This window comes from Streptomyces sp. NBC_00464 (assembly GCF_036013915.1).
Lineage (GTDB): Bacteria > Actinomycetota > Actinomycetes > Streptomycetales > Streptomycetaceae > Streptomyces.
The window spans coordinates 8,096,489-8,121,656 of record NZ_CP107899.1 but is presented as its reverse complement, the minus strand read 5'-3'; the positions used below and the strand labels follow the sequence as shown (position 1 = coordinate 8,121,656).

Genomic DNA, 25,168 nt, shown 5'->3' with positions numbered 1-25,168 from the left:
TCAGGCAGCCGCCTTGTGCGACTGCACAATTGCGGTCCAGTCGGTGAACCGTATGCTGGCCGGCATGCCAGAGCAGCATGCCGATGGCGGCCTGATCGTTCCTCCGCTGTTGTCGGTGTGTGCCGCGGAGCTGGTGGAGCGGGTCGATGCCCTCGCTGACGACCTGTTCCGTGCGATCACCGCCGAGATCGCCCCCTACGCGCAGTTGAGCGAGGAGGTCCGGGCCGACGTACGCGACTTCAACGAGCGCAATCTGCACGAGCAGCTGACGTGCATGGCCGACCACCGGCCGGTGCGCACGGACTCCACCCGGCAGTGTGTACGCCGTCGGGCCACGCAGGGCGTTCCGCTCGACGCGGTCCTGCATGCCTTCCGCATCGGCTACCGCTTGATGGCCCATGCCCTCATCGAGCGCGCCACACAACAGCCCGGCACGACGATGGACGACATCGCCCAGGCCTCCATGTCGATCTGGTCCTTGCTGGATGCCGCATCGCAGACGGTCAACGACGTCTACCGGGAGACCCTGGTCGGCCTGGCACGGGCCGACGAACTTCAGCGGCTGTTGCTGCTCGACGCACTCCTCACCGGCAAGACGGCCGACTGGGCGAGACTCGGCGGCACCGCAGCCTCCCTCGGTCTGCCCGAGCAAGGGCCGTACATCTGCGTCGTCGCCGAGCACAGCGACGTCACCGCGATGGAACAGGCCCTGCTGCGCAGCGGACTGCGTTCGGCGTGGCGGCCCCGCCCCGATGGTCTGGCGGGCATCGTCGCGCTGCCCGACCCCGCGCTCTCCTCCGGTTCCGCCCGTGTTCCGGGACCTGCGCTGGTCCTGGAGGCGGTCGGCACCGCGGTCACGGGGCGCGCGGGCCTGAGCCCTGTGTACACGCGGCTGAGGGAGAGCGCCGACGCGCTTCGCCTCGCCACGCTGGCCCGGGCCTCGCTGCCTTCCGGGACGCACCGGGCGGTCACACTCGATCACGACCCGGCCGCGGCCCTGGTCGCGGCGGGGCACGACCTGGCACTGCGGCTGAGCATCACCCTGCTCGATCCGGTCCTGGCCGCACCGGACCGGAAGGACCTCATGGAGACGCTCACGGCGTGGCTGGACTCCGATACCGGCTCCACCACCGAAATCGCGGAGGCCCTCTACTGTCACCGCAACACCGTCCGCAACAGGCTCGACCGCGTCTCCCGTCTCACCGGCCGCTCCCTGCTCCGGCCCGCCGACGTCGCCGCGCTCTACGCCGGAGTGCGGGCTCTCAAGCTCGGCACGCACTGACCCGTCCGCTCCACCGGCGTCAGGATGCTCGTAAGGCATGCAGTGTGTACGGGGCGCAGCCGTTCGCGCGCACGTGTCCCGCGCCAGGGAACTGAAGCCGGTGGCGGCGCGGTGGTGTTCCTGGTGCTGAGGGGCGCTGCGATCGGACCGGTGTTCATGACCACCCGGAACGCGATGCCGCTCTGCGCACCGGGCCGCACGGATGTGGCGCTCGCGGCCCACTCCGGCTGCTGCAACGCCGGGATCGCGGCGGGCGCGGCACTCGGGGGGGATGATCCTGTCGTTCGCCGACATGCGGGGCGCGTTTCTCGCCGGCGGGCTGCTGACCGTCGGCGCGTGCACGGTGCTGCTCGTCGGAGGGTTGCAGCCCGGGCAGCGCGCGGTCCGCCGGTGTCAGCGAGAAGATGCTGATCCTGTGTCTTCGGCAAAGGGAGGACGGGCTCGTTCATCGCGAGATGTGCCCGAGGTGCGGCCGAAGGACGCGTACTCGCTGCGCTTGTTCCTTGGCCTCTGCCCCGTCAGTCCAGCAGGGCAGCGGTGAACACCTCACGGTGAGCCACCAGCCACTCCTGTATGCGGTCCCATCGTTGCCACCCACCGCGCTCGGTCAGCGCCCGGGCGTAGACGGGGTCGCCTTCGGCCACCCGGTCTTCGACGAAGGCCCGGCAGGATGCGGTGGCCTGTTCGATGACGCCGGGCAGTTCAGCCCGCTCCTGGGCGGCGAGACCGTAGCTCTCGGCGAGGATCCGCAATCGCGCCGGAACATCCAGCCCTTCGGGATGGACACCTGCCGCGGACACGGGATCGAGCATGGGCACCCAGTAGCGGGCCGTCATGGCGACGTCCCACAGTGGTCGGCCGGGTGCCGCCAGGTCGAAATCGATCACGGCCACGGCACGGCCGTCGCGGAAGACGACGTTCTCCGGGCACACGTCGTTGTGGCACAGCATCGTTCCTCCCTCCGGATCGGCCAGGGCCCGGGGCCATTCGGCGCATGTGTCGACCGCAACGGACTCGCTGACCTCGTGCAGGCGCCGCAGCAGGCTTCCCACCGATCTCAGCGCGGTCTGCGTCATCACCCAGCGCGGAAACGGCGGCAGAGCGACGTCGCCGGGGATGAACGTCAGCTGCTCACGGCCATCAGAGGGGAGACCTACGGGCATCGGAGCGCCGTCGAAGCCCTGTTCCCTGAGCGTGAGGAGGTGGGCGTGAAGGGCGCGCGCGGTGCGCGGTGCCGGGCGTTCCACCAAGGCGCCTCGGCGGAATACCGCGCCCGCGTTCGCCATGCCGCCGACCAGTGCTTCGGCCTCTGTCTCATCGCCCTCGGCTGTCATGCCGATCACGCTATCGTCAGGTCGGGCATGTGAGGGACGGTCTCGGGCCGGGCTTCGAACTCGGTTGCCCACCTGGGCATTTGCCGGACGTCGAGGCGGCCTTCAGCTGATCGTGCCGCCGGTGCGGCTGCCCCTTCCCGGCGACAGAAGCAGACGAACCACCCCACCGTCGAGGCCGGGGGCTCGTGCCCGGTTCCGGGACCGGGCACGAGCCCCGGAACCGGGCCGAGATGTCTCGTACACCCTGTCAGCGGTCCACTGCCGTGGTCGTGAAGCGGTCGCCGCAGATGTGGAGCTGGGAGGCCCGCAGGGTCAGGGCGTCCTTCGAGCCGGGCGGGTATACACGCAGGTAGTCGGGCCGGCTCCAGCAGCCCGAGTCCGTGATGCCCTGGTTCAGGGTGTGCAGAGTTACCTCTGCCTTCTTTCCGGGACCGATCACCGCTCGATCCCGCATGGCGCCCTCGCGCTCGGCCGGCACACCGATCGCGCTGCCGTCCCGCCTGATCAGTGAGACACCGGGGAAGCCACGCAGCGTGCACGCAGTTGTGGACTTGTTCGCGAAGGTGAGCCGGTAGTAGATCTGTCCGGCGCCCGCGTCGGCGCGGCCCAGACGCATGGTCAGGCCGTCGGCCGTACAGCGCCGGGCAGCCGAACCGGCCCCGGCAGTGGTTCTGCCGGCGGCGGGATCCTGGGCAGTGGATTCTTCCGGGGCGACGGTAGCCGAGGCAGGGGCGGAGGAGGCCCCGCCGGATGGGATTTCGGCCTCCTGCGCGGAACCGCCGGACACGGAGCCCGTCGCCCCGGGCGGTCCGGCGGAGGCCGAGGTGCCGTCGCAGCCGGCTGCGACAACCGTGAACGACACGATCGCGACCGGGACAAGGACATTCCGGCGGAGTATGCGAGCCCTCCGGGCTGTCCTCCCGCTCCGCGGCCGGCGCAATCGCTCGGACGGTGGTGAAGTGGTGCGCGAGAGTGAACTCATACCTCTCACCTTCTCGATTTCGCGCCGTTTGAACCTGCCCCGTCACCCATCGGCACAACAGACGGAGCAGAAGGAACAAGCAGAGAGCCACTGTCGGCAAGGAGTCCCCTTCTGCGGGGAATTCGTCGGCCCAGGCGGGTGACTCGGGCCGCCAGGGACTACCGCCCGGGCAGGACGGCGGCTATCCCTGTCGTTCGTGACCAAGAACCTGATGCGCACTGCTGCGGCAGTCACGTCGACCGCCCTGTCTCTCGCCCTGGCCGGCCCGGTGCACGCCACGGATGGCTCCGCCCCGGCGCAGGCGGGCCCCTGCGCGTCCGTCGCCGCGCCCACCGGGTACGTCTGTGTCCCCGCACCCAAGCAGTGCATCACCACGCCGTGCCCGCAGTACGACGTCGTGCCGCTCACCTCCGAACCGTGGTGGGACGTATGAGCCTGCCGGTAGCCCACCCCGGAACGGTTGGCGGGATCCGAGCATCGCGACTCATGTCCCGTCGGGGCCCTCAGGCCGGTTCCGGCGCCTTGTCCCGGCCGGTCCGGACCACCAGCCCTCCGATGACCGCAAGGCTCATGAGGACCACGCCGAACACTGTGGCACCGCCGGTCAGGCCCACGGCGTCGCTGAGGTAGCCGGCGGACACGGGCAGAACACCCGCAAGGACGTAACCCCCCACATTGAGCGCGGCGTTGGCCTCAGCAAGGCGTTGGGGAGGCACGGCGGAATTGAGCAGCGACAGGCCACCGAGCTGTCCCATACCCTGACCGGCCCCGGCAAGCAGCGCCGAGGCGAGGAGGATCGGCGCCGACGAGGTGCGCACCGCGACGATCAGCGTGATCATGCTCATCGCGGTGCCGGTCGCACCGGCCGTGAGAATGGCGTGCCGGCGCAAACGCCGGACGGCGAACTGCACTCCGGTGGCGGTGAGGAACATGGCGAACGCCATGCCGCCCGCGACGATCCGGCTGGTGGTGCCCAGCAGTCCGGAGAGGAGCGAAGGGCCGAGCGAAAGCACGAAGGAGGTTGCGGCGAGTCCGGGCGCGAACACGGCAACACCCTGGATGAGTTGACGGCCGTGACCTCGCGGCACGGAGGGCACGCGCATCCAGGCTCCCTTCGCGGGCGAAGGAGAGCGCTGGATCGGCATGCGCAGCACCACAAGGACCGCGGTGACGAGCAGCACGGCCTCGACGGCGAAGACGGTGACGGTCGGCGCGGGCAGGGTCTCGGAAAGGATCCCGGCCAGGAACGGGCCGAGGCCGGCGCCGAAGACCATCGCGCACGAGGCGAGCAGGGCGGCGAGCCGCTTGCGTTCGGGACCGGCCACGTCGGTCACCGCAGCCATCCCGGCCGAGACCACAGCGCCGACAGCGACGCCGGCGAGCAGCCGGGCCACGATCAGCGCGGCCACGCCGGTGGCAGTCGCGAAGACCAGGCATGCGAGCAGGGCAAGCACCAGGGCGGGCAGCAGCACCGGCTTGCGCCCGATCCGGTCGGATACCACACCGGAAACGAGGAGCGAGCCGATGAGGCCAAGGATGTAGAACGCGAACACGACGGTCAGGGTGCCCTTGGAGAAGCCGAAGTCGCGCTGCCACAACACGTACAACGGCGTTGCGGCGTTCGAGAGAACGAACACGGCCGTGACCGGCCACGCGGCGAGCCACACCCACGACAGCGGGGCAGCGGTGCGCCCGTCGGTCTGTACGGGGCCGCCTTGGCGACCCACGCGGCCGACGGCACGGACGGATGCGGTCCGAGTTCTGGACATGACTGTTCCTCCCGAGTCCTGCAGTACGAGTTGAATCGAACTTAACATGCAGTACGATTGAAGTCGTACATAGGAATCGAGCCATGAGGAGCGACCGTGTCTCCGACCGCCCGCACCGCAACCGTCGCCCACAAGGTGCTTCCGGAGCCGCCCGGCCTGCCCGAGCCGCTACCGGAACCGGCTGTCGAGGACCTCCGTCTGGAGACGGTTCTCGCCGCGCTCAGCGACCCTTTGAGACTGACGATCGTCCGCAAGCTCCTCCTGGAGTCGGAACAGTTCGACCACCCCTGCGGCTGGTTCGGCTTCGACCGGCCCAAGTCCTCTCTCACACACCACTTCAAGGCGCTGCGGGAGGCGGGAATCACCCGCCAGCGGCAGTACGGGCTGGAGCGCCGCAGTCATGTACGCGTCGACGACCTCGACGCCCACTTCCCGGGGCTCCTCGACCTGGTCACAGCGTGGACCCCGCCGGCCTGACGGTCGGACCGCCCGGGAGAGCGACGGTCCTTCAGGCGGACTCCGTCCGCTCCTTGAGCCGGGCCAGGTCGGCAGCGACCATGTCGGCGTCGCGCCGCATGTCGGCGTCGCTCATCCCCGGCTGCCGCCGCAGGGTGAACACCACTTCGCTTCCCGTGCCGTCCGCAATCACACGAACCGGGTTGTGGACGGTTTGCCCGGAGGGCAGCGTGACGTCGTGGTCGAGCACGCCCAACTCGTTGTGGGGAGTGAAGGCGACGACGACCCGCCCCATCGGGGAGGATTCCGCGACCCACTGGCCGTCGATCTCCTCGATGGAACCTCCCAGCCCCTGCGCCCACTTCGGGAGGTTGGCCGGATCGGAGGCGTAGGCGTAGACAGCCGCGACGGGGCTGTCGATGTGGATGCCGATATGGCGCGATTCTCCTGCGGTGCTGTTCATAACGGCGAGAATATCGGTCGCTTCCATCCTTCTCTTGAAGAAAACGGACGCAGCCCATCGCGCGATCTCTCCGGGGCCGGCATGACGCCGCCACGGCCTGGAACAAACACTCGGCCGCATGACCGAGCAGCATCAAAGCACCGCGCCGAACGATCCCCTGCACTTCTACGCGGCGCATTCTCCCGATGTGGTGCGGTCCGGATCCCTGCAGAACGCCGTGCAAGCCGAGTGCCATGAGCGTGGCGAAGCCGTACCGGCGCGCTGACGCCGACTGCGTGAGTCCACCACGCGCCGACAGGGCACCATGCCGCATCAGCTCGTCGAGGCCGCCCATGCGGAGCCGCTACTTCGTGCCCTTCAGGGGGGGAGGTGAACGGTGCGGCCGAGGCCGTCGCCCTGATCCTGGCCGGCCTCCCCGACGACGTTCGCCAGGGGCCTCAGGGCACTCAGGGCCCATGACACGCTTGCGGCTCAACGCCCCCCGAAGCCCCGGCAGCCCCGGTCAAAGGACGGCCGTGAGGCGCGCGTATGCCACGACATTGCCGTCGTAGCCCGCCTTCCGGGAGAAGCCGCCGCCGCAGGTGAGCACGCGCAACTCCGGGTCGGAGGTGTTCGCATAGACGCGGTCGGCGGGGAATGCGGCCTTGTTGACGACCTCCACGGCGTACACGGAGAAGACGGCCGTGGTGCCGTCGGTGCGGCGGACCTCGATGCGGCGCCCCTTCTCCAGTGCGCCGAGTCCGTAGAAGACCGCAGGGCCGGCCTTGTTGTCCACATGGCCCACGAGCACGGAAGTGCCGCGTTCGCCGGGAGTGACGGAACCGTCGTACCAGGCCGCCAGGTTGTCGTCCGTCAGTGGCGGTGCGTCGATCCAGTCGTCCACGCCCAGGCCGACCTTTCCGACCGGGGCGTCGACGTCGAGGAAGGGAATCGTGATCCGTTCGGGAAGCGAGCGGGTGAGGGGGTCGGGGGGCGATCCCTTCAGCCAGGTACCGGCACCCGAGGCGCCGGTCCGGTCGCCCATGGCCGACGCGGGTTGCGGGGGACCGTCGTCGCCTCCGACGCCCTGCCGGATCAGGGACAGACCGAGCAGCAGGGCGACGACGAGCGTGCCCCAGCCGGGCCCGCGCCGGGCACCACCCCCGTCGCCTCCGCCCTTTCCATCGGCGGCGGCACGCCGGCCGAACAGGCCCCGACGTGCCCGTTCCGGAGGTTCGGCGGGTTCGATCCACTCGTGCCACACGGCTCTGTGCACGTCTTCACCGCATTTCGGTCCTGTGGTGCCAGGACCGGGCCCGCGAAGGCCCGGTCCGTCGGCGCTCTCGCGGTCAGGCGTTGCCGCCGGAACGGCGGCGCATCTTGTGGGCGCCGAATCCGAGCGCGCCCACGACGAGTGCGGCTCCCGCGCCGACCTCTCCCGGGCTCATGCCGGAGAGGCTGCCACCGGCACCGGCACGGACGCCGTTGCCGGGCATCACCGAACCCGTCTGGTCGTGGTGGCCGGAGCCCTCGCGAATGGTCAGCGGTGTGGTCCCCTTCTCCCCCTTGCAGTCGAAGGTGACCTCGTACTCGGCACCGGGCTTGGCGTCGTCATCGACGCGTGCGGTGGCCGAACGCCCCTCCTCAAGAGTGACGGTGTCGAACACACCCGAGGTGACGGTCACGGACGGGACCTCGCACCCGGTGGCGTTGAGGGTCACGGTGCCGCCGGGGGCCACCGTCGACGGGGAGACGGTGAAGCCGAACGACGTGATGTTGTGGTTCCCGTCGTCGGCAAGGGCCGCCGGAGCAGCGACTCCGAATGCGGCGGCACCGAGCAGGGCGACAGAAGCAGCACGTATCACGCGCATGAGGTTCTCCGGATTCTCGAGCGGCAGCTGTGGACCTTTTGTCCGCACAAGCGAGCAATGCCCCTCGACTTGGGCGACGCTAGGTGCCCCCCGGACGGGCCGCCACTCGGCCGCGGCCGCGCGGCGCCGAATGGAGCAGCACCTCCGCGGCCCACGCGGATCGTCGACGCGCCCCGCCCGGCCACGCACCGGCTCCCTGGCGCGGCGGCCCCTCCGGCGGTCGCCCTCATCAACGAGGGAACCAGCGGAAAACCTTTACACGGACGGGACTTCGAGGCGGCCGAAACCGGAGTCCCGCCCGTCAGCGGTTCCGGCGGTCGACAGCCGGAGACCCGACCCCGCCGCCCCCCGACCCGTCCCACCGCTCCAACCAATAGGTTAGGTTAGGCATGCCTAAGTAACCGGATCTCGCCATCTGCCCCTCAGGAGACCTTGGATGCGCCCTTCCAGCGCCAGCAGCCCGCAGCCGACTCCCGCCGAACGCATGCGGTCGATCCTCATCGCAGCGCATTCGATGACGGTGGTGAGTGACGGCCTCGACCCCGTCGAGGTCCACCGCCTCGACGGGACGGGCGCCATGGGCCGCATCCACCTCCACGAACCGTCCGGGACGGGCCCCGCACATCCGTCAGCGCCCGTCCCGGTCCGGCTGGAGTTCACGGACATCGCACCCACGCCCGTACGCGACCGGCTGCGTGCCCGCGTCACGCTGACCGGGCTGCTGGCCGCCCACTACGACGCCGATGCCACAAACAGCATCTGCATGGAGTTCGGCCAAGCGGTTCTCGACGACGACAGCGGCCGCACGTTCGTCCCGCTGTCCGCGCTGCAGTCCGCAACCCCCGATCCCATCACCACACATGAGGCGGACATGCTGACCCACCTCATGGACAGTCATGCAGAACTGGTTCCGCTACTGCTGCGTCTCGTCCGCCCCAGGCCGGACAGGAGCATGCTGCGCGCCCTGCCCGTCGCGCTGGACCGGTACGGCGTCACCCTGCGCTTGGAGTACCGCCGGACACGGCGCGACGTACGGCTGCCGTTCGCAACGCCGATGACCGAGCTGGGCCACGCCGGCCCCCGGATCCACGCCCTGCTGGCAGCCGCCCGTCGCGCTTCTCACCCCAGCAGGCTGTTCGCCTGACCGCGCACCAAAAGCGGTGCCCAGCCGTGTCCGCGGCGGGCAGGCGACGGTTCCCCACGCCTCGTCGGCGCGGCCGCGACACGGAACGCTCTCAGGCGTCCAGGGTTCCCTGCAGTTCCTCCACAGCGGCCCGCGCCGCCGCCCCGATCACGGCGTCGGCGCGGGGCAACTTGCTGTCGGCACGGGCGGCTTGGGTGAACACCACCGCCGTGTAGGTGCTTCCGTCCGCGAGTTCGACGACACCCGCCTCGTGGCGCATCGCACCGAAGGTGCCGGTCTTCCCGTAGACGGTGACGTCGTCATAGGGGAACCCGGAGGCGAGCCGGTGCGTCCACGGCTGGCTGCGCATGACCTCGCGCATGTAGGCACAGCGCTCTTCGGAGGCGGCCCGGCCGGTCCAGATCGCGCGCAGAAGTCGGGCCATGTCCGACGCCGTGCTGGACGCCTTGAACGCAGGGTCGTACACGTCCACCGGCACGACGGCGTCGTTGTCGCTCACGCGCGCCATCGCAGCGTCCAGCGACCGGGCACCCGTTTCGGCGACGAGCCGGCGGAGCGTGCCGACGACGCCCCCGTGGATGCGGGTGTCAGGCATGCCCAGGTCCCGGCACATGGCGTCGACCACGTCGGCGCCGACTGCCCGGAGAACGGCGGCGGCCGCGGTGTTGTCGGAGATGCTCATCATCTGCGTCACCAGGTCGCGCAGTGACATGGTGACGGCGTCGCGAAGGATGGAGACGCCGGTCGGGCCGGGGACGCGGTCTGCGGGCTCCAGGGTCAGCCGACGGCAGGGGTCGATCAGACCCGCATCCGCGAGCCGGCAGAAGGCCGCCATGAGCGGCACCTTGTAGACCGAACCCATCGGCAGTTGTTCGTCGGGGTCGATGGCCACCTGGGCCGAAGGGCGGTGCAGTTCCGCCACGTGGAGCCAGCCCCGGACACCCGCGTCGTCGAACATGGCGCGGATGGTGCGCTCCACACCGATGCCGCGCCGCATTTCCTTCACAGCGCCGCCTTCCGGGCCAATGCGTTCTCCAGCAGTTGCGCCGTCCTCGCCGTCTCCTTCGAACCCGGACGTCGCGGGTTCCACACCACGCGCAGCCGCAGAGGCAGCGGGGGCTCCGTCGCCGCGCGGCGCACGACTCCGGAGGCCGTCAGCGCGCCGTCCGCCGTCACCAGCACCGCCTGACCTGACGCGACCATGGCGAGACCGGCGCGCTCATCGGCGACCACCACGGTCTCCACCCGGCGCCCGCGGCCGGCCAGGGTGTCGATGAACAGGTCATGGGCCGCCGGCGCCTCGGCGCGCGGACGCACGGCGACCGGGAGTCCCAACGGCACTGCGCCACCGGCCTGTTCGAGGCCGTCGGGGACAAGAACCCAGGTCGGCAGAAGGATCACGCGGCCTGCGGACAGACCGTGCAGAACCGAAGGATGCCGGATCACCGCCAGGTCGAGACGCCCGGCCTCGACGTCGCCGAGCAGCGTGGCCGTCGACGCCGTCACCATGCCGATCCTGGTCCGCTCGCCGGCCCGGACCGGCGCGGCTGCCGCATCGGCTGCGAGCGGCGTCGGCACCTCGGGGGTCAGCCCGAGTCGGAGCCGACGGCCGTCCGCGTGCTCGCGGGCGCCGGTCTCCCGGAGTTCCGCGAGCGCCGCCAGAGCCCGGCGGGCGTGCGGAAGCAGCAGGGCCCCCTCCTCGGTGAGGAACACCCCCCGCTCGCGATCGAACAGGCGAACACCGAGCAGTGCCTCCAGCCTGCGCAGGCCCTGCGAGAGCGGTGGCTGGGTGATGCCCACCCGCTGGGCCGCCGTGCCGAAGTGTTCCTCCTCCGCCAGCGCGACAAAGATTTCCAGGTGCCGTTCTGTCAGCACTGCGCCCCCCTGACATGCAGCGATACGACTTGCGAATCCCCTTGATGTCGAGAGCGTATTCGACATTCGGTCGGGCAGCGGGTTTGACTCCCGGCGGGGGTTGCCCGCGAGGGCTTCGGCAGGGCCTGCGAAGACCCGCCCGCACGGCTGCGCCCCCGTGGACGCCGGGGGTCGTCTCCGGCAGGCCGATCAGGCCGGACCCAGAACGGAGAGCACCTTGACGCGTGCCGGCAGCCGGAACACTCACACGGGATACGGGCCGCGGCGCCGCGGAAGGCGACTGCTCAGCATCGTCGCCGCCCTTCTCGTGCTGGCCGCAGGCGGTTACGTCGCCTTCAGCCTCTTGGGCGGCGACGCGGAGGAGGACGATCCGCAGGTGACAGCCGCCCGGAAGCCCATGACGGCATTCCTCGCAGCATGGGCGGGGCACGACGCCAAAGGGGCCGCGCGCCATACCGACACACCCGACAACGCCGCGTCGCTCCTCACGTCGGTCCTGACCAACCTCAAGCCGTCCAGGACCACCCTGGTGAGCGGCGACGGCCAGAAGAAGGAGGACGGGAAAGTGCTCTTCCCCTTCTCCGTGGCCATGGAGGTTCCGGGTGCGGGCGAGATCACCTGGCGCTCCCGGGCCGAGGTGAACCGCACGTCCGGGACGTGGAAGGTCGAATTCACCTCGCCGATGATCCACCCGGAACTGAGTCCGGGGCAGACACTCGCGCTCAAGACGGACGGCACCCGGGCCAAGGTCCTCGACAGCCGGGGGCGGCCGCTTCAGGCCGCGTCACTCGTGGGCATCGTCGACCCGGTCAGCGGCAAGGGCACATCGGGGCTGGAGGCCCGGTACGACAAGGTGCTCTCCGGCGGCAGGAAGGCCGGCAAGTCCCTCGTCGTCGCGGACCGGCAGAGCGGGCTCGCGATCAAGAACCTCGGCTCAGCCGCGCCGGCCGAAGGCCGTCCGGTTCGTACCACCATCGACCCGCGCATCCAGACCGCGGCGGCCGATGCCGTGGCCGAGGTCAAGAACAACGCGGCCATCGTCGCCGTCAACCCGCGCAATGGCCACATCCTCGCCGCCGTCAACCGGCCCGGTGGCCTCAATCGCGCGCTCGAAGGGCGCTACCCGCCCGGCTCCACCTTCAAGGTCGTCACCACAGCGGCTCTGCTGAAGGGCGGCACCCGGCCCACAGATGCCGCGGCCTGCCCCAAGTTCGCGCACGTCGACGGTCAGCGCTTCGAGAACCAGGGACAGTTCTCCCTCCCTGCCGGCTCGACCTTCACCGATGTCTTCGCCCAGTCCTGCAACACATACTTCGTCAACGCCCGCAGCCAGCTCTCCAGCACCGATCTGCGGGACGCGGCCCAGGCGTTCGGAATCGGCGGCAGCTGGGACGTCGGCACGACCACGTACGACGGCAGTGTCCCTGCCACGACGAGCGACAACGACAAGGCCGCCGCCACCATCGGTCAGGCACGTGTCCAGGCGTCTCCGCTGGTCATGGCGTCGATCGCGGCCACCGTCAAGAGCGGAACGTTCAACCAGCCGGTGCTGGTGCCGGACGCGGTGAAGAAGAGGTTCACCGCACCGGCGGCGCTCGGCGCCGAGGTCACCGGTCAGCTCCGCGAGCTGATGCGCGCCACGGTGACCTCGGGGTCCGCCCACGCGTTGCGGGAGCTCCCCGGCAGCCCCCACGCGAAGACCGGAACGGCTGAGTTCGGTACCGGGAAGCCGCCCCGCACCCACGCCTGGATGATCGGATACCAGGGCGACTCCGACCTCGCATGGGCAGTCCTCCTGGAGGACGGGGGGTCCGGCGGTGCCGACGCGGGCCCGGTCGCGGCACGGTTCCTGCGCAATCTGGCCGGCTGAGCCGACTGCGGTACCCGGACGGGGCGCTGGCCGCGGTCGAGACCGGGGTCAGCGCCCCACGCCGTTCGCTGCCGCCCGGCTCAGCAGAGGTTCGACCAGCCCCGGTTCCATGCCCATGGCCAGGAACGCCAGGCGTCCGGCCCCTCGTCTCTCGACCTCGAACCGGTGGAAGGCCATCAGGAGCGACCCCGTGACCATCACGTTGAGCGCCGTCACCTCGCTCCATGCCACGACCCCTCGCGGCCGGCCGAACAGGCCGGTGACGACCAGGCCGCCCGGGAACAGGTAGCACCTGCGGAGCCCCAGCCGGGCGGACACCAGGCCCCATGCGCGGGTCAGCCCCCACACGGCGAGCATGATCCCGGTGACGACAACGCCCTTGGCCAACGCCCCCGTGGGCTGCTTGACGGCCAGGAGGACGAGCAGCACCAGACACAGCGTCATGAGCATCCGCCTTCCCGTCTGCGCCAGCGCGCCACCCACTCCCGCGACGGCGTAGTCGCCGCACGCCTCGCCCATACCGAACCCGTTCACACCTGGTCTCATCCGAATCGTCTCCTTGGAGGATGTGTCACGGTCCACTTGCCCGGCACGAAGAAGCACCTCATCGCCTCGTACGCGCGACGAGTTCGGCGAGCAGCTGGGCCCGGGGAACCATCCGGGTGACATCGACGTACTCGGAGTCCGCGTGCGCTCCGGCGCCCACGGCTCCCAGTCCGTCCAGCGTCGGACAGCCCAGCGCCGCGGTGTAGTTGGCGTCGGATGCGCCACCGACGGACGCCCCCCTCAGCGGTTCCTGCCCCTGTTCGACGGCGATCCTCGACGCCAGGGCGAACAGCACGGCGGAGGACTCCGGGCCCATGGGCGGCCGCTGTCCACCGCCCCGCACTTCCAGTCGCGCACCGGGGATCCGGGGTGTCAGCCCTCGTACCAGCACGTCGATCGCCTCCTGCGTCGCCGCGCTGGGCGCCCGTACGTCGACCGTCAGCCGCGCCTGTGCGGGAACGGTGTTGCGTGCGCTTCCCGCCGACAGGAGCGTGGGCGTGATGGTTGCCGGGCCCAGGGGGCCACCGTCCGCGGCCGTGGCGGCAGAGACTCCCAGGCCGGCGACGGACAGTACCTGGTGAGCGGCCTCTACGGTGGCGTTGATTCCCCTCTCGGGTTCCTGGCCCGCGTGCGCGGCCTTGCCGTGCACCACGATCTCGTAGCGCGACGTGCCCTTGCGGGCGGTCTTGAGCGCGCCCCTCTCGTCGGCTGCCGCCTCCAGCACGAACGCGGCCGCGCACCCGGCGGCGGATTGCTCGATCAGCTGCCGGGAGGTCGTGGAGCCGACCTCCTCGTCCCCGTTGACGATCACACACACCCCCTCCGGTGAGGGGAGGGATGCCAGCGCGTGGAACATCTGCACCAGACCCGCTTTCATGTCCAGAACCCCGGGCCCCCGCGCTCTGCCGGCCGCCACCGACCAGGGACGGCTCCGGATCGAGCCCATGGGCCACACCGTGTCGTGATGCCCGACCAGCAGGACCTTCGGGGTGCCGAAGGTCCATCGCAGGTGGCTCACGCCCCCGGTCACGATCCGTTCCGGCGCGACACCCAGCAGCCTCGCCCCGAGGGCGCCGACCACCCGCGCGCTGCGCGCCACCGCCACCAGGTCGGACGAGAAGGACTCGCACCGCACGAGTTCCTCCACGTCGGCCAGCATCGTCGGCAGGGAGAGGACGCCCTCCCTCTCCCCCGTCACCGGGTACACCTCGTCATCGCTTGCCGTTGTAACAACACACTTCTCCCTAGGGCTACTTGGACCGTGGATGAAGGGGCGGAACGCGTATCAGTGCTGCAACACCGCCGTGCGAACGACGTTAGGGCGGGGCATGGCATTCCACCAGCGACGGGATTGCATGGAAGCCATGCGTCCGAGGAATGCGAGGGGCGAGAATGACGGGCGAGGCAGTCGATAGCCGGGAGGTGGTGAGCGGATGTTCGAGAACGAGGCGCTACGGCTGCTCGTGGCCGTGGCGAAGTGCGGTTCGTTCACACAGGCGGCGATTCGGCTCAACTACACGCAGTCCGCCGTGTCCCGGCGGATCGCGGCGCTGGAACTGCAGGCGGGCGGCCCGCTGTTCGACCGGCTGCCCCGGGGCGTACGACTCAATCCCGCCGGTCGCGCGCTGCACCGGCACGCGACCGACGTGCTGGACCGGCTGGCGACGGCTGAACGCGAACTGGCCGTTCTCCACGCCGGTCAGGGCGGGCTGCTGCACGTCGGTGCGTTCGCCACCGCCAACATCTCCCTGGTACCCGGAGCCCTTCGTTCGCTCCTCGACACCCGGCCGGGTGTCGAGGTCGCGGCATCCGAGGGTCCGACCGACATCCTCATGCGGCGGCTCATGGACGGCGCCCTCGACCTGGCCGTCGTCAGCGACTACCCGTCCGGATTGCCGCAGGCCGACGGTGTCACCACGACGGTGCTGTGCGAGGACGAGTTGTGCGTCGTACTCCCCCGGGGCCACAGGCTGGCGGAAGCCGGTACGTTCGGCCTTCGCGAACTGCGGGACGAGGCCTGGCTCCAGAGCGCGTACGGTGACCGCCCGACGATGCTCGCGGACGCCTGCGCCCGAGCGGGCTTCACCCCCAGGAAGGTCATCCGCATCGCGGAATGGACCGGAAAGTTCGGCTACGTCGCCGCGGGGCTGGGGGTGGCCCTGGTCCCCTCGCTGGCCGCACGGGCGGTCCCCGGCACACTGGCCCTGTGCCGCCTCACGGACCCCGCTCTGCGCCGGACCGTACACGTCGCACTGCCCACCACCCCGCTCCCGGCCGCCCTGGAACTGCGCGACCTGCTGCGTGCCGCGGCCGGCTCCCAGGATCCGGCGCACAGGCCGGTCCGCTGAGCGCAGCCCGACCGCTTCATCCGGCCTGCCGTTCCGTGTGCGCACAGCCTCGACCCGTCGGCCAGGTGCGCACTCGCGATCAAGGCCGTTGCACGGCCCCGGCCCCTCGGCCAAAATGCATGTATGACGGGTGAACTGCAGTCGGCCGACGACTCTTCAGGACATGGCACAAGGCCCGAGCTACGGGCATCCGACCGGGATCGGGACCAGGTCGTGGAGATCCTTCAGGTTGCCGCCGGGGACGGCCGGCTCACCGCTGACGAGCTGGACGAGCGCCTGGACGCCGCCCTGTCTGCTCGCACCATGGGCGAGCTGGCCGGGCTGACCGCCGACCTGCCCCCGGAGGGAATGCCACCGCAGGCGAAGGAGGTGGTCAGGATCGACCAGCGTTTCGGCGATGTCAGCCGAACGGGCCGCTGGCTCGTTCCGCGCCGGATGGAAATCCGGCTGATGTTCTGCGACGCGAAGCTCGATTTCACCGACGCGGTGATCACCCACAGCACTCTTCACATCGATGTCGACCTGCGCGTCGGGGGAAACCTGATTCTGGTGACCAGGCCGGGCATCGTCGTCGACACGGACGGCCTGGTACGCAGCAGCGGGGAGATCAAGATCAGTCCCGATTCCGGTCAGGGTGCGCGCCGCTCCCTGCACGTACAGCTGACCGGACAGTCCCGCGGCGGCGACATCATCGCCCGGCCCCCGCGGCGGAGGTTCTCGGAACTGATACGCCGCCGTCCTCCGAAGGCCGAAGGCCGCTGACACGCCCCGCGCGTCCGAGCGGGGGATAGTCGTTGTACCCCTCCTCCCCGTGTACGTGCATCAGGAACTCCGGGCGGATCTCGTTGAGCGGTGCGCCGGTGCGCAGTCGCTCCACAAGGTCGGGATTGGCGAGGAAGCCGCGGCCCAGCGCGATCAGGTCGGCGCCCTCCGCCAGGAGCCGTTCCCCTCGCCTCATGCCGCCGTCGGCCGCTGCCTCCTCGCGTGACAGCGCCGGGTTGGCGATCAGCGTGCCCGGCCATGCCTTGCGGATCTCCGAGAAGAGGGGCAGGTCCGGATCGGCCCGGACCAGATGCAGATAGACCGGGGCGATGCGCGCGAGTGCGGGCAGAAGCGCCGCGTAGATGGCCTCGGTATCGCCCTCTTCCACGCTGTTGACACCTGCTCCGGGCGAGATGCGTACGCCGACCCGTTCCGGGCCGATCGCCTCCGCGACGGCCCGCACCACCTCGACGGTGAAGCGGGTCCGGTTCGCTGCCGGGCCGCCCCACTCGTCCGTCCGGCGGTTGGTGTTCCCGGCCAGGAACTGGTGCAGCAGATGGCCGTTGGCGGAATGCACCTCCACACCGGCGAAACCCGCTTCGACGGCGTTGCGGGCGGCCGCGGCAAAATCGGCGATGGTGGACCTGATGTCCCGCGACGACATCTCACGAGGCGCGACAGCTTCCTGGAGCCCGCTCGGTGTCGTCAGCGTCTCCGGACAGCGCACGGCTGACGGTGCAAGCGGGACGTGGCCGCTGGTATCGGGGTGGCCCACCCTGCCGCCGTGCTGCAACTGGAGGAACATCGGGCTCCGGCCGGAGGCCGCACGTACCGCTTCGGTCACCCGGCGCCATCCGGCGATCTGCGCGGGACTGTGGATGCCCGGGATGCGGGGGTAGGTCTGCCCGACGGCGTTCGGAGTCGCGGCCTCGGCGATGATCAGGCCGGCCGAGGCGCGTTGTGCGTAGTGAGTGGCCATCAGCTCGCCAGGGACGCCGTCGGTCCCTGCGCGGTTACGTGTCAGTGGAGCCATGACCAGGCGGTTGGCGAGTCCGAGGCCACCGAGCCGGGCGGATTCGAAGAGACGGGATGTGGCGGGTGCCTGCTGCGTGTGCGTCATGCCGGTACCGTAGAACCTGACATTGATGTGAGATTCAAGTCGTGGGGGTGGACATGCGGATCGGTGAACTGGCGGCTCGCACAGGTGTCGGTGAGCGTTCACTGCGTTACTACGAAGAACAAGGGCTGCTGGCGGCCGACCGGACCCCGGGCGGTCACCGTGACTACCCCGCGAGAGCCGTCGACCGGGTCATCCGCATCCAGGAGCTCTACGCGGCCGGTCTCCACAGCTCGAAGATCGCACGGATTCTGCCCTGCATGCGCGACGAGGACGGCGGTCCGTCTCTGCACGCCACCCCGCTGCTGGTCACCGAGCTCACCACCGAACGGGACCGCATCGACTGCATGATCAACGATCTGGTCCGCTCCCGCGAGGTCCTGGACGCGGTCATCGACACGGCGGCAGGCGCCCCTGGGGAGCAGGCGTAGACCGGGCCCTCCTCCGCCGATCGCCCCGGTCGTCGGGCTGCGCGCGCTCGGGCGGGCGGCTCACCGGCCGAGAAGCGGGAACAGCCGGGTGACCACGGCCACGGCCTCCGTGCCGTCGGGCCGGAGGCCGGCGAGCCCCTGGTCCCGGTCGCGGTAGCCGGCCAGCAGGCGGCGTATCGCGGCACCGAGTTCGGCCATCTCCGCCGGGGTGAGGTGGACCACGGCGCTGAAGGACTCGTCGTGCTGCCACTCCTCCGGTGCCTGCTCCCGGTGATCCAGCCAGTGCTGATGGCTCGCGTCCTCCAGTTCGCGTGCCGACGCGGCACCTTCTTCCGGCTCTTCCGTGTACGGTCCGCCACTCCTCCCGGACTGCTCCCAGCGAAGCCGCCACGGCCGCGCGCGGCCACCGTTGTGCGGCGCTTCCTCGATGAGGCCGTGCCGGGCGAGCTGGCGCAGATGGAACGAACACAGTCCGGAACTGTGGCCGAGGCGGACGGCGGCCTCCGTGGACGTAACCGTGCCGACCTCGGCGAGCAGGTCCAGGAGGGCAACACGCAGCGGGTGATCGGGCAGTTGTCGGCGGGCGCGATGCAGCAGTGGGTCCACGCAGGGAACTTGGCGGTTCTCGTCGCTCATTTTGCAAAGAGTGCTACTTTGCAAAGCAATCGGTCAAGCTGCCCAGCGGAATGGCCGCGGCCTACTGCTCCGGCCGCCGTCCGAGCGGGTGCGAAAGGCGTTGATGTTCCATGACGGTTCGGCTCGACAACACTGCCCAGGACCGCCGGGTGCGTGTCCTGGGAGAACCGGTGGAGTCCTATCCGCGGCTCGCTCCGGAGGTCCGACGCGGTTCGGTGCGACGCATCACCGTGGTCGGGGAGGAGATCCTGCGGCGTCGGTGTCCGGAGGTCACCCGGTTCGGCACGCCGGAACTGTCGCAACTGATCGACGACATGTTCGCCACGAACCAGGTGGCGGAAGGCGCGGGACTTGCGGCCAACCAGGTCGACGTGGATCTGCAGTTGTTCGTGTGGGACATCACGGACGAGTGGGGAGTACGTCATGTCGGGCACATCGCCAATCCGGTCCTGGTCGAGGTTCCGGCCGGAGAGCGCCGTCTGGTCGAGGAGTCCGAAGGGTGTCTGTCCGTTCCGGGTCCCTACCGGATGGTGCCCCGCCTCGACCGTGCCGTCGTACGAGGCCGGGACAAGGACGGCGCACCGCTGGTGATCGAGGGCCGGGGCTATTTCGCGCGATGCCTTCAGCACGAGACCGACCACCTTCGCGGTCAGCTGTATCTGGACCGGCTGGCCCAGCGGGAGCGCAGGGCGGCCCTGCGGGAGATGGCGGCGTCCAAGGACGAGATGTTCGCCCGGCGGGCGGCCGTGGCCGAGAAGCTGGGCAAGTAGCGCCGTTCGCAGGGCCGGTCCGCCGACCCTAGACGCGCTCCAGCGGCCGGAGCGGGCCTGCGGGCAGATCGACGCCGACCGGGTCGCCGGGTCGTACCCGGCCTCCCTGCCGGACCACGCCCATGATCCCGGCCTTGAAGGTGAAGTCCCCGGTCGCACGATCGATCTCGAACATCTCGTTCAGCAGGCCCGGCCGAAGCGTGTTGATTTTCGCGCACGGGTTGCGCAGCCCCGTGACTTCCACGATCGCTTCCCCGCCCAGGTTCAACAGCGCGCCTGTGGGCAGGCCGAGCAGGTCGATCCCCCGGGTGGAGATGTTCTCGCCGAGCTCACCCGGGGCAACGGCGTACCCTTTTCCGGCGAGTTCGTCGAAGAGTTCCTCGTGCATGAGGTGCACCTGGCGCAGATTGAGCAGCTCCGGTTCGTACGTCATGCGGAACTGGTGCCTGATGGTCTCCCCGGCATGGACGTCGTCCTCGACGCCGAGACCGGCGAGCAGAGTGATGCCCGCCCGGTTCGGCTTGCTGAACGCGTACGTCCCGTTGCTGCTCACAGCTGTCACGCGCGCCGTCATGGCACTCACTTCTCCGTCACGTCGAGGGGGCGCAGGAAGCGGCGTTCGTACCGTCGGATGCATCGCGTGCGGCGTGCCAGCTCGAATGCGGCCTGGCACTCGGGGTCGGTGGTGCTGTCGGTCCGGTAGCGCTCGTACTCGGCGAAGCCGGGGAACGAGAAGAGCGCGTACGCGATGTCGCTGTCACCCTCGCTGGGCAGGAAGTAGCCGTGGTGGGTGCCGCCGAACCGGTTGACGAGTACGACCCATCGACGGCCGTACTCCTCGAAGTCCTCGATGCGGTCGGGGTCGATCTCGTACTTCAGATGAATGGTGATCACCGACGACATGATGCCTCAGCGGAGGCACATCCCGGACGGGTGGATGCCGCGGACGATGCGGAGATTCAGCCGCGGGGCAGATCCCAGGCAGACTCACCGCCGTCCGACGTGTGTCCTGCTGCGGGCGCGACCGACTGAACACGGCAGAGTGCACGTCCCCTCTCTCCTCGGTACGTGCACTCCGTCCGTGCTCGGATCACCGGCGCGGGCCGCGGCGGGGCCCGTCGGCGGTCAGCTCTTGACCGGCCATTCCAGCGGCTCGGCGGAGAAGCCCTGGCTCAGCTGGACCGCGGCGGCCTTCTGCCCCTCGGGGATCAGGAAGGCCTTGCAGATCTTCTCCGACTGCCCCGCGCTCAGCTTCTTGATCCCGTCGGGCGCCGGGCAGTTGGGCCATTTGGCCTCGCCCATGATGACGATGAGGGCCCTCGTGCGCTGGCCCTTGTCCGTCTCCACGACCAGGTCGTCGTCCATGTCGCCGACTTCCATGGCCTTGCCGCTCTTGTGCGTCACGGTCGCCCACACATATACGGGGACCCTGGGACTCTTGTCCTTGTCCGTGTCCAGACCGGACTTGTCCAGGTCGGCCTTCGTTCCCGTCTCCACCTTCGTGGGCGTGACCGTGTACGTGCTGTCCTTCGACTCCTTCATGGTGCTCTTCTGCGGCGGGCTGGCCTCACCCAGGCTGTAGACCTTCTCGCCGCCCCCCTCGGAGCCGGATCCCTTACTCCCCTTGGCCGAATCCGTGCCGTTGCAGCCGCTCAGCACCACGGCCAGCGCCAGAGCGCCCATCGCCGCAGGCATGACGCGAGTCCACGTACGCATATCTTCCTCGTTCCCCGTTCAACTTGCTCGTCCACCCGGCGGGAACTTGCGACTCCCGGGCCCGGGTGGTGCGTTCAGGCGCACGATCCTGCCAGAAGGTGCGGCCCGGGCCGCACCAGGGTCCGGGGCCGACGTTCTCGGCCCGGTCACCCGCCGTCGTCCGGTCAAAGAGCGTCTCCCCCACAGGGGTCGCAAGGGGCCGCTCCGGCACGACCGGTTTGCGCGCCGCGTTCCGTAGCGGCGGGTGACCGTTCGAGATGCAGGTGTGCGGGCGCGCTGATTCGCTGGTGTGGTCGGCTCTCCCCCCGAGACCCAGGAGCGATCATGAGTGTTGCGGATGAAACCGGCGGCCGCGCGGAGCGTATACGCGCCAAGGCACAGGAAATGAAGGAGGCGGCCGAGCGTGTCTCCGATCCGCAGGAGCGCCGGCGTCTTGAGGACAAGGCGCGCCGGCTCCAGGAGCGGAGCGATCAGGTGTCCACCAAGGGCGAAGGCGGCACGAACCCCCTCTGACCTGCCCGGGTCCGCCCGGTCGCCCGCCGGCCGGCTGCCCCTCGTGCCGGTACGAGGGGCAGCCGCCCCGTCCGTGCGGGTGCCGCGGGAGGCGGACCCTTCCCCGGCACGGTGGCCCTACTGCGTGAACCGGGGCAGCCACTTCACCAGGTAGCCGGGGTGCCCCGCGTGTTCTGCGGCCATCTGCCGGACCACGAACCCCAAGCCGAAGGCCCGGCCCGAGGGGAAGTCGCGCTCGGGGCGGTCGACGTCCAGGGCGGCGACCTCCGCGTACTCGTCCAGGAGCACCCGGCTGGTCTCGATGCGCTGGAGGGTTCGCGCGGGATCCTGCAGGGCGATGTGGTGGTCGTAGCCGTGCGTCCTCAGGGTGAACGCGATGGCACCGGTCCGGTCGTGGATCTCGCCGGGTACCTCGGCCGGGCACCGCCAGCCCTGGCCGCCGGCCGCGCGTGCGACCTGTTCTTCCTCGTCGAGGCGCGCCCGGACGAACGCGACCAGCTCGGAGTTCTCTGTCATCTGGTTGTGCATCCTTCCGCTCGGCCCCACGCCTCAGGAGCCGTGCTGGAGAGTATCCCGTCGCACTGCCCCGCGCCGGTGCGCAACGGCCGGCCGGCAAGTGTGGTGCCCCGGCCGGCTCCGCGCAGTCCGACGGGCCGGCCGCATCCCTGCCGGGTCGCGTTCGGCCCGTCCGCACCGGCCCGTGTCGCTCAGTGGCCGCCGTCCACGGGCTCCAGGACGAGGACCGGGATCTGCCGGTCGGTCTTCTCCTGGTAGTCGGCGTAGTCGGGATACGCGGCGACGGCACGCTCCCACCAGAGCGCCTTCTCGTCCCCGGTCACCTCACGGGCGGTCATGTCCTGGCGCACCGGGCCGTCCTGGAGTTCGGCGCGCGGATCGGCTGTGAGGTTGTGGTACCAGACCGGGTGCTTCGGAGCCCCGCCCAGTGACGCGACCACCGCGTACGAGCCGTTGTGCTCGACCCGCATCAGGGGCGTCTTGCGGATCTTCCCGCTCTTGGCACCCAGTGTCGTCAGGACGATCACCGGCATGTCCCGCATGGTCGTCCCCTCCGTCCCGCCCGAACTCTCGTACTGCTCGACCTGGTCACGCACCCAAGGGGTGGGGCTCGGCTCGTACTCGCCCTGAAGCGGCATGGCAGCTGTCCCGTCGTCGACGTCCGTCCGCGGCGTCCTGTCGGCCGCGGACCCTCATCATGGCTTCAACAACACCGACCACCGAAAAATCCCGGTCCCGCCGACGTGTCGGTTCCATCGAGCGGCCGACGCGCGTCATTCGGTGTCGGCGTAGCCCATGGTCCGGTTCATCCCTATGGCGCTGTCGTTCGCCGGATGGTGGAAGGTACGTATCCTGCGCACGCCGCACACCGTGGCGAATCGCATCCCGAACGTCTTCATGGCGACGGAGATGCCCCGGCCGCGGTATGACGCCCGCACCCCGGTCATCTCGTTGAAGAGGAAGTCCCCGTGGCGGGAAGTGGCCGCCATGCCGATCCAGTCGTCGCCGTCCCGCGCGATCACGACGCCGCGTGGATCGTAGGAAGGGACGTCGAACCGGCGCGTGCAGAATTCCTCGTACGAGAAGAACTCGCCCCGTTCCGGGATGTCGGCCGAACACTCCTTGTTGAGTTCGTACAGCGCGCGCCGGTGCTCCGGGGTGTCGCCCAGCTCGGCGAGCGTGGTCAGGCGGATGCCTTCGTCCCGGCACTTGGTCACGTACTGCTCGAACCGGTTCGCGTCGAATGCGCTCAGGTCGAGTTCCAGCCTGACCCACTGGTCGGCCATGGTGTCGTCCTCCGTCCGCCCCGCACATCGAGTCGCGGGCCGTATCCCGGCGACGCCGTCGGAGCCCCCACCCTACGCAGGGCGGGGGCTCCTGTTCTTGCCGGTGTCCGTGTGACGGGTGGTGCGGGTGTTCAGCTGACGTTGACGTCGATGCACGCGTAGAAGGCGTTGGACGTGTCGGCGATGTTCCACACCGCGAGGACCTTCTGCTTTCCGGTGTGGCTGCCGAAGTCCACCTGGTGGGTGACGGTGGCACCGGGCTGCGCGCCGTTGTCGTTGAATTCGGCGATCTTCTGGCCACCGGCGAAGTACTGCCAGGTGCTGGTGGAATGACGAGCCGTCAGCACCCACTGGAAGGAGGTGCTCCGGCTCACCGGAGTGACCTGCCAGCCCTTGGAGTCGTCGTCGAGTTCGGCGAACCTGCTGTTGCCGCCGCTACAACTGGTCAGCCCCTTGGGGCCTTCCACACTCTGGGGTTCGTACTTTATGTCGCCGCAGCTGACCGTTCCGGCGGCGCACTGGGCCTGCCTGCTGGGGGGTGACGAGATGTAGCCGTGGGCGCTGGCGGAGCTCGCCGGGAGGCTCAGGGCGAGCACCGGTGCGAGTAAGGCACCGATGACTGCGGCAGTCTTCCTTTTCGCGTGCATGCTTCTCCTTCACATGAGGCGTCGCTGCACGCGGGCGGACTGTGGGGAAGCCCGGAAGCGGCAGTCCAGCCTCTCAGGTGTGGGGCCAAGAGGCGCGAAGGGCACGGCAGGATTGCGTGGTCGGACACACCCCGGAAACGGGGCGTGTCCGACACCGGCCCTGCACTTGGACTAGACCATACCTATCGGGGCGTGGCCGTCAAGTGCACGGCAGGGAAAGGGAGTTCGGCGAAGAGAGGCCCAGCGCGCGAAGTGGCTGGATCGGTAGGGCTACGCACGCGTGCGGCTCCGCGGCCGCGCCGACTCCGTTCGCGGTCCCCTCAGTCCCCGGTGACTCCGTCCAGCCGCTCGCGCACCAGATCGGCGTGGCCGATGTGGCGCGCGTACTCGCCGATCATGTGGACGTGCACGAGGCGCAGCGAGAAGACCTCTCCGTTGTGGACGAACGTGTCGTCGAACGACGCGCCGGCGACGATCTCGTCCGCCAGGCGGCACTCCTCGACGAGCCGGGCGTAGTCCTCGGCGGCCCGGGCCGGATCGAGGTCCTCGAAGTCCGCGTCCTTGCCCTTCTGCGGGTCGTACATCGGCGCGAGGTCCTGACCGGCGAACCGCTGCCGGAACCAGGTGCGTTCGACCTTGGCCATGTGGCGCAGGAGTCCGAGCAGCGAGAGGTTCGACGGCGGTGTGGTCCGCTCGGCAAGCTGCTCGCCGGTCAGGCCGGCGCACTTCCGGAGGAGGGTGGCGCGGAACCAACCGAGGTACCCGGTGAGCATCTCCCGCTCTGCGGCGACGAGTGATCCGCCCGTGCGTGCGGCTTCAGGTGCTGTCCATGTCATCGGGTGATCATGCCTGTCG

31 protein-coding genes are annotated in these 25,168 nt (G+C 69.9%); 11 read left to right on the top strand and 20 right to left on the bottom strand.

The window, feature by feature from the left end; genetic code table 11:
• Positions 1-64 precede the first annotated feature (64 nt).
• The gene (locus OG912_RS36410; protein ID WP_327713066.1) at positions 65-1,282 is read left to right on the top strand and encodes a PucR family transcriptional regulator; all 1,218 of its coding nucleotides are present in this window, start codon (positions 65-67) and stop codon (positions 1,280-1,282) included.
• A gap of 518 nt (positions 1,283-1,800) precedes the next feature.
• Here OG912_RS36410 and OG912_RS36400 read toward each other — a convergent pair.
• The gene (locus OG912_RS36400) at positions 1,801-2,616 is read right to left on the bottom strand and encodes a phosphotransferase (protein WP_327713065.1); all 816 of its coding nucleotides are present in this window, start codon (positions 2,614-2,616) and stop codon (positions 1,801-1,803) included.
• Between the two features lie 247 nt (positions 2,617-2,863).
• Positions 2,864-3,598: a DUF4232 domain-containing protein gene (locus OG912_RS36395; RefSeq protein WP_327713064.1), complete on the bottom strand. Its 735-nt coding sequence runs from the start codon at positions 3,596-3,598 to the stop codon at positions 2,864-2,866.
• Between the two features lie 196 nt (positions 3,599-3,794).
• On the opposite strand from OG912_RS36395, the gene OG912_RS36390 reads away from it, so the two are divergent.
• The gene (locus tag OG912_RS36390; RefSeq protein WP_327713063.1) at positions 3,795-4,031 is read left to right on the top strand and encodes a hypothetical protein; all 237 of its coding nucleotides are present in this window, start codon (positions 3,795-3,797) and stop codon (positions 4,029-4,031) included.
• Between the two features lie 70 nt (positions 4,032-4,101).
• Here the strand turns inward: OG912_RS36390 and OG912_RS36385 are convergent, their stop codons facing one another.
• Positions 4,102-5,367, bottom strand: coding sequence for an MFS transporter (locus tag OG912_RS36385; protein WP_327713062.1), 1,266 nt, complete (start codon positions 5,365-5,367; stop codon positions 4,102-4,104).
• 96 nt (positions 5,368-5,463) lie between these two features.
• On the opposite strand from OG912_RS36385, the gene OG912_RS36380 reads away from it, so the two are divergent.
• Positions 5,464-5,844 carry an ArsR/SmtB family transcription factor gene (locus OG912_RS36380; RefSeq protein ID WP_327713061.1) on the top strand — a complete coding sequence of 127 codons (381 nt, stop codon included), beginning with the start codon at positions 5,464-5,466 and terminating at the stop codon, positions 5,842-5,844.
• 31 nt (positions 5,845-5,875) lie between these two features.
• Here OG912_RS36380 and OG912_RS36375 read toward each other — a convergent pair whose 3' ends face one another.
• Positions 5,876-6,286 carry an SRPBCC family protein gene (locus OG912_RS36375; RefSeq protein ID WP_327713060.1) on the bottom strand — a complete coding sequence of 137 codons (411 nt, stop codon included), beginning with the start codon at positions 6,284-6,286 and terminating at the stop codon, positions 5,876-5,878.
• A gap of 118 nt (positions 6,287-6,404) precedes the next feature.
• Here OG912_RS36375 and OG912_RS36370 point away from each other — a divergent pair, with 118 nt between their 5' ends.
• Complete coding sequence (locus tag OG912_RS36370) at positions 6,405-6,551, top strand: hypothetical protein (RefSeq protein ID WP_327713059.1); 147 nt, start codon at positions 6,405-6,407, stop codon at positions 6,549-6,551.
• 237 nt (positions 6,552-6,788) lie between these two features.
• Here OG912_RS36370 and OG912_RS36365 read toward each other — a convergent pair whose 3' ends face one another.
• On the bottom strand, positions 6,789-7,475 hold the full coding sequence (locus OG912_RS36365; RefSeq protein ID WP_443061118.1) for a class F sortase: 687 nt from the start codon (positions 7,473-7,475) through the stop codon (positions 6,789-6,791).
• 139 nt (positions 7,476-7,614) lie between these two features.
• Complete coding sequence (locus OG912_RS36360; RefSeq protein WP_327713057.1) at positions 7,615-8,136, bottom strand: hypothetical protein; 522 nt, start codon at positions 8,134-8,136, stop codon at positions 7,615-7,617.
• 436 nt (positions 8,137-8,572) lie between these two features.
• On the opposite strand from OG912_RS36360, the gene OG912_RS36355 reads away from it, so the two are divergent.
• Positions 8,573-9,280: a DUF2470 domain-containing protein gene (locus tag OG912_RS36355; protein WP_327713056.1), complete on the top strand. Its 708-nt coding sequence runs from the start codon at positions 8,573-8,575 to the stop codon at positions 9,278-9,280.
• A 91-nt stretch (positions 9,281-9,371) separates the two neighbouring features.
• Here the strand turns inward: OG912_RS36355 and OG912_RS36350 are convergent, their stop codons facing one another.
• Positions 9,372-10,277 carry a serine hydrolase gene (locus OG912_RS36350; RefSeq protein WP_327713636.1) on the bottom strand — a complete coding sequence of 302 codons (906 nt, stop codon included), beginning with the start codon at positions 10,275-10,277 and terminating at the stop codon, positions 9,372-9,374.
• Between the two features lie 5 nt (positions 10,278-10,282).
• Positions 10,283-11,155 carry a LysR family transcriptional regulator gene (locus tag OG912_RS36345; RefSeq protein ID WP_327713055.1) on the bottom strand — a complete coding sequence of 291 codons (873 nt, stop codon included), beginning with the start codon at positions 11,153-11,155 and terminating at the stop codon, positions 10,283-10,285.
• 217 nt (positions 11,156-11,372) lie between these two features.
• On the opposite strand from OG912_RS36345, the gene OG912_RS36340 reads away from it, so the two are divergent.
• A complete protein-coding gene (locus OG912_RS36340) occupies positions 11,373-13,025 on the top strand; it encodes a penicillin-binding transpeptidase domain-containing protein (RefSeq protein ID WP_443061061.1) in 1,653 nt (550 codons plus the stop codon).
• Positions 13,026-13,073: 48 nt separating this feature from the next.
• Here the strand turns inward: OG912_RS36340 and OG912_RS36335 are convergent, their stop codons facing one another.
• Together OG912_RS36335 and OG912_RS36330 are read right to left on the bottom strand one after the other, a co-directional pair.
• A complete protein-coding gene (locus OG912_RS36335; protein ID WP_327713054.1) occupies positions 13,074-13,571 on the bottom strand; it encodes a hypothetical protein in 498 nt (165 codons plus the stop codon).
• 58 nt (positions 13,572-13,629) lie between these two features.
• Positions 13,630-14,730, bottom strand: a complete 1,101-nt coding sequence (locus OG912_RS36330; RefSeq protein ID WP_327713634.1) for a M20/M25/M40 family metallo-hydrolase — start codon at positions 14,728-14,730, stop codon at positions 13,630-13,632.
• A 274-nt stretch (positions 14,731-15,004) separates the two neighbouring features.
• Between OG912_RS36330 and OG912_RS36325 the strand changes: the two genes are divergently transcribed.
• Both OG912_RS36325 and OG912_RS36320 read left to right on the top strand, forming a co-directional pair.
• Positions 15,005-15,919, top strand: coding sequence for a LysR family transcriptional regulator (locus OG912_RS36325; RefSeq protein ID WP_327713053.1), 915 nt, complete (start codon positions 15,005-15,007; stop codon positions 15,917-15,919).
• Between the two features lie 123 nt (positions 15,920-16,042).
• On the top strand, positions 16,043-16,681 hold the full coding sequence (locus OG912_RS36320; protein WP_327713052.1) for a DUF1707 SHOCT-like domain-containing protein: 639 nt from the start codon (positions 16,043-16,045) through the stop codon (positions 16,679-16,681).
• Here the strand turns inward: OG912_RS36320 and OG912_RS36315 are convergent.
• Positions 16,608-17,801, bottom strand: a complete 1,194-nt coding sequence (locus OG912_RS36315; RefSeq protein ID WP_327713051.1) for an alkene reductase — start codon at positions 17,799-17,801, stop codon at positions 16,608-16,610. The genes OG912_RS36320 and OG912_RS36315 overlap by 74 nt on opposite strands.
• Before the next feature lie 53 nt (positions 17,802-17,854).
• Here OG912_RS36315 and OG912_RS36310 point away from each other — a divergent pair, with 53 nt between their 5' ends.
• Positions 17,855-18,229 (top strand): MerR family transcriptional regulator, encoded by a 375-nt coding sequence (locus OG912_RS36310; RefSeq protein ID WP_327713633.1) that lies wholly within the window; start codon positions 17,855-17,857, stop codon positions 18,227-18,229.
• Between the two features lie 60 nt (positions 18,230-18,289).
• Here OG912_RS36310 and OG912_RS36305 read toward each other — a convergent pair whose 3' ends face one another.
• Positions 18,290-18,865, bottom strand: coding sequence for an ArsR/SmtB family transcription factor (locus OG912_RS36305; RefSeq protein WP_327713050.1), 576 nt, complete (start codon positions 18,863-18,865; stop codon positions 18,290-18,292).
• 110 nt (positions 18,866-18,975) lie between these two features.
• On the opposite strand from OG912_RS36305, the gene def reads away from it, so the two are divergent.
• A complete protein-coding gene (def, locus tag OG912_RS36300) occupies positions 18,976-19,635 on the top strand; it encodes a peptide deformylase (protein ID WP_327713049.1) in 660 nt (219 codons plus the stop codon).
• A 28-nt stretch (positions 19,636-19,663) separates the two neighbouring features.
• Here the strand turns inward: def and OG912_RS36295 are convergent, their stop codons facing one another.
• The 3 genes from OG912_RS36295 to OG912_RS36285 all read right to left on the bottom strand — a co-directional run bounded on the left by OG912_RS36295 (position 19,664) and on the right by OG912_RS36285 (position 21,351).
• Positions 19,664-20,209 carry an MOSC domain-containing protein gene (locus OG912_RS36295; protein ID WP_327713048.1) on the bottom strand — a complete coding sequence of 182 codons (546 nt, stop codon included), beginning with the start codon at positions 20,207-20,209 and terminating at the stop codon, positions 19,664-19,666.
• Positions 20,210-20,214: 5 nt separating this feature from the next.
• Positions 20,215-20,529: an NIPSNAP family protein gene (locus tag OG912_RS36290; protein WP_327713047.1), complete on the bottom strand. Its 315-nt coding sequence runs from the start codon at positions 20,527-20,529 to the stop codon at positions 20,215-20,217.
• A 231-nt stretch (positions 20,530-20,760) separates the two neighbouring features.
• Positions 20,761-21,351 carry a hypothetical protein gene (locus OG912_RS36285; protein ID WP_327713046.1) on the bottom strand — a complete coding sequence of 197 codons (591 nt, stop codon included), beginning with the start codon at positions 21,349-21,351 and terminating at the stop codon, positions 20,761-20,763.
• Positions 21,352-21,675: 324 nt separating this feature from the next.
• Here OG912_RS36285 and OG912_RS36280 point away from each other — a divergent pair, with 324 nt between their 5' ends.
• The gene (locus OG912_RS36280) at positions 21,676-21,864 is read left to right on the top strand and encodes a DUF6381 family protein (RefSeq protein ID WP_219566791.1); all 189 of its coding nucleotides are present in this window, start codon (positions 21,676-21,678) and stop codon (positions 21,862-21,864) included.
• Positions 21,865-21,981: 117 nt separating this feature from the next.
• Here the strand turns inward: OG912_RS36280 and OG912_RS36275 are convergent, their stop codons facing one another.
• The 5 genes from OG912_RS36275 to OG912_RS36255 form a co-directional block, all read right to left on the bottom strand.
• Positions 21,982-22,380 carry a DUF6221 family protein gene (locus OG912_RS36275; protein WP_327713045.1) on the bottom strand — a complete coding sequence of 133 codons (399 nt, stop codon included), beginning with the start codon at positions 22,378-22,380 and terminating at the stop codon, positions 21,982-21,984.
• 191 nt (positions 22,381-22,571) lie between these two features.
• Complete coding sequence (locus tag OG912_RS36270) at positions 22,572-23,018, bottom strand: nitroreductase family deazaflavin-dependent oxidoreductase (protein WP_327713044.1); 447 nt, start codon at positions 23,016-23,018, stop codon at positions 22,572-22,574.
• A gap of 135 nt (positions 23,019-23,153) precedes the next feature.
• Entirely contained in the window at positions 23,154-23,666 is a 513-nt protein-coding gene (locus OG912_RS36265; RefSeq protein WP_327713043.1) for a GNAT family N-acetyltransferase, read from the bottom strand.
• 131 nt (positions 23,667-23,797) lie between these two features.
• Positions 23,798-24,313, bottom strand: a complete 516-nt coding sequence (locus OG912_RS36260) for a lytic polysaccharide monooxygenase auxiliary activity family 9 protein (RefSeq protein ID WP_327713042.1) — start codon at positions 24,311-24,313, stop codon at positions 23,798-23,800.
• A 320-nt stretch (positions 24,314-24,633) separates the two neighbouring features.
• Positions 24,634-25,149, bottom strand: coding sequence for a DinB family protein (locus OG912_RS36255; RefSeq protein ID WP_327713041.1), 516 nt, complete (start codon positions 25,147-25,149; stop codon positions 24,634-24,636).
• Between the last annotated feature and the right edge of the window lie 19 nt (positions 25,150-25,168).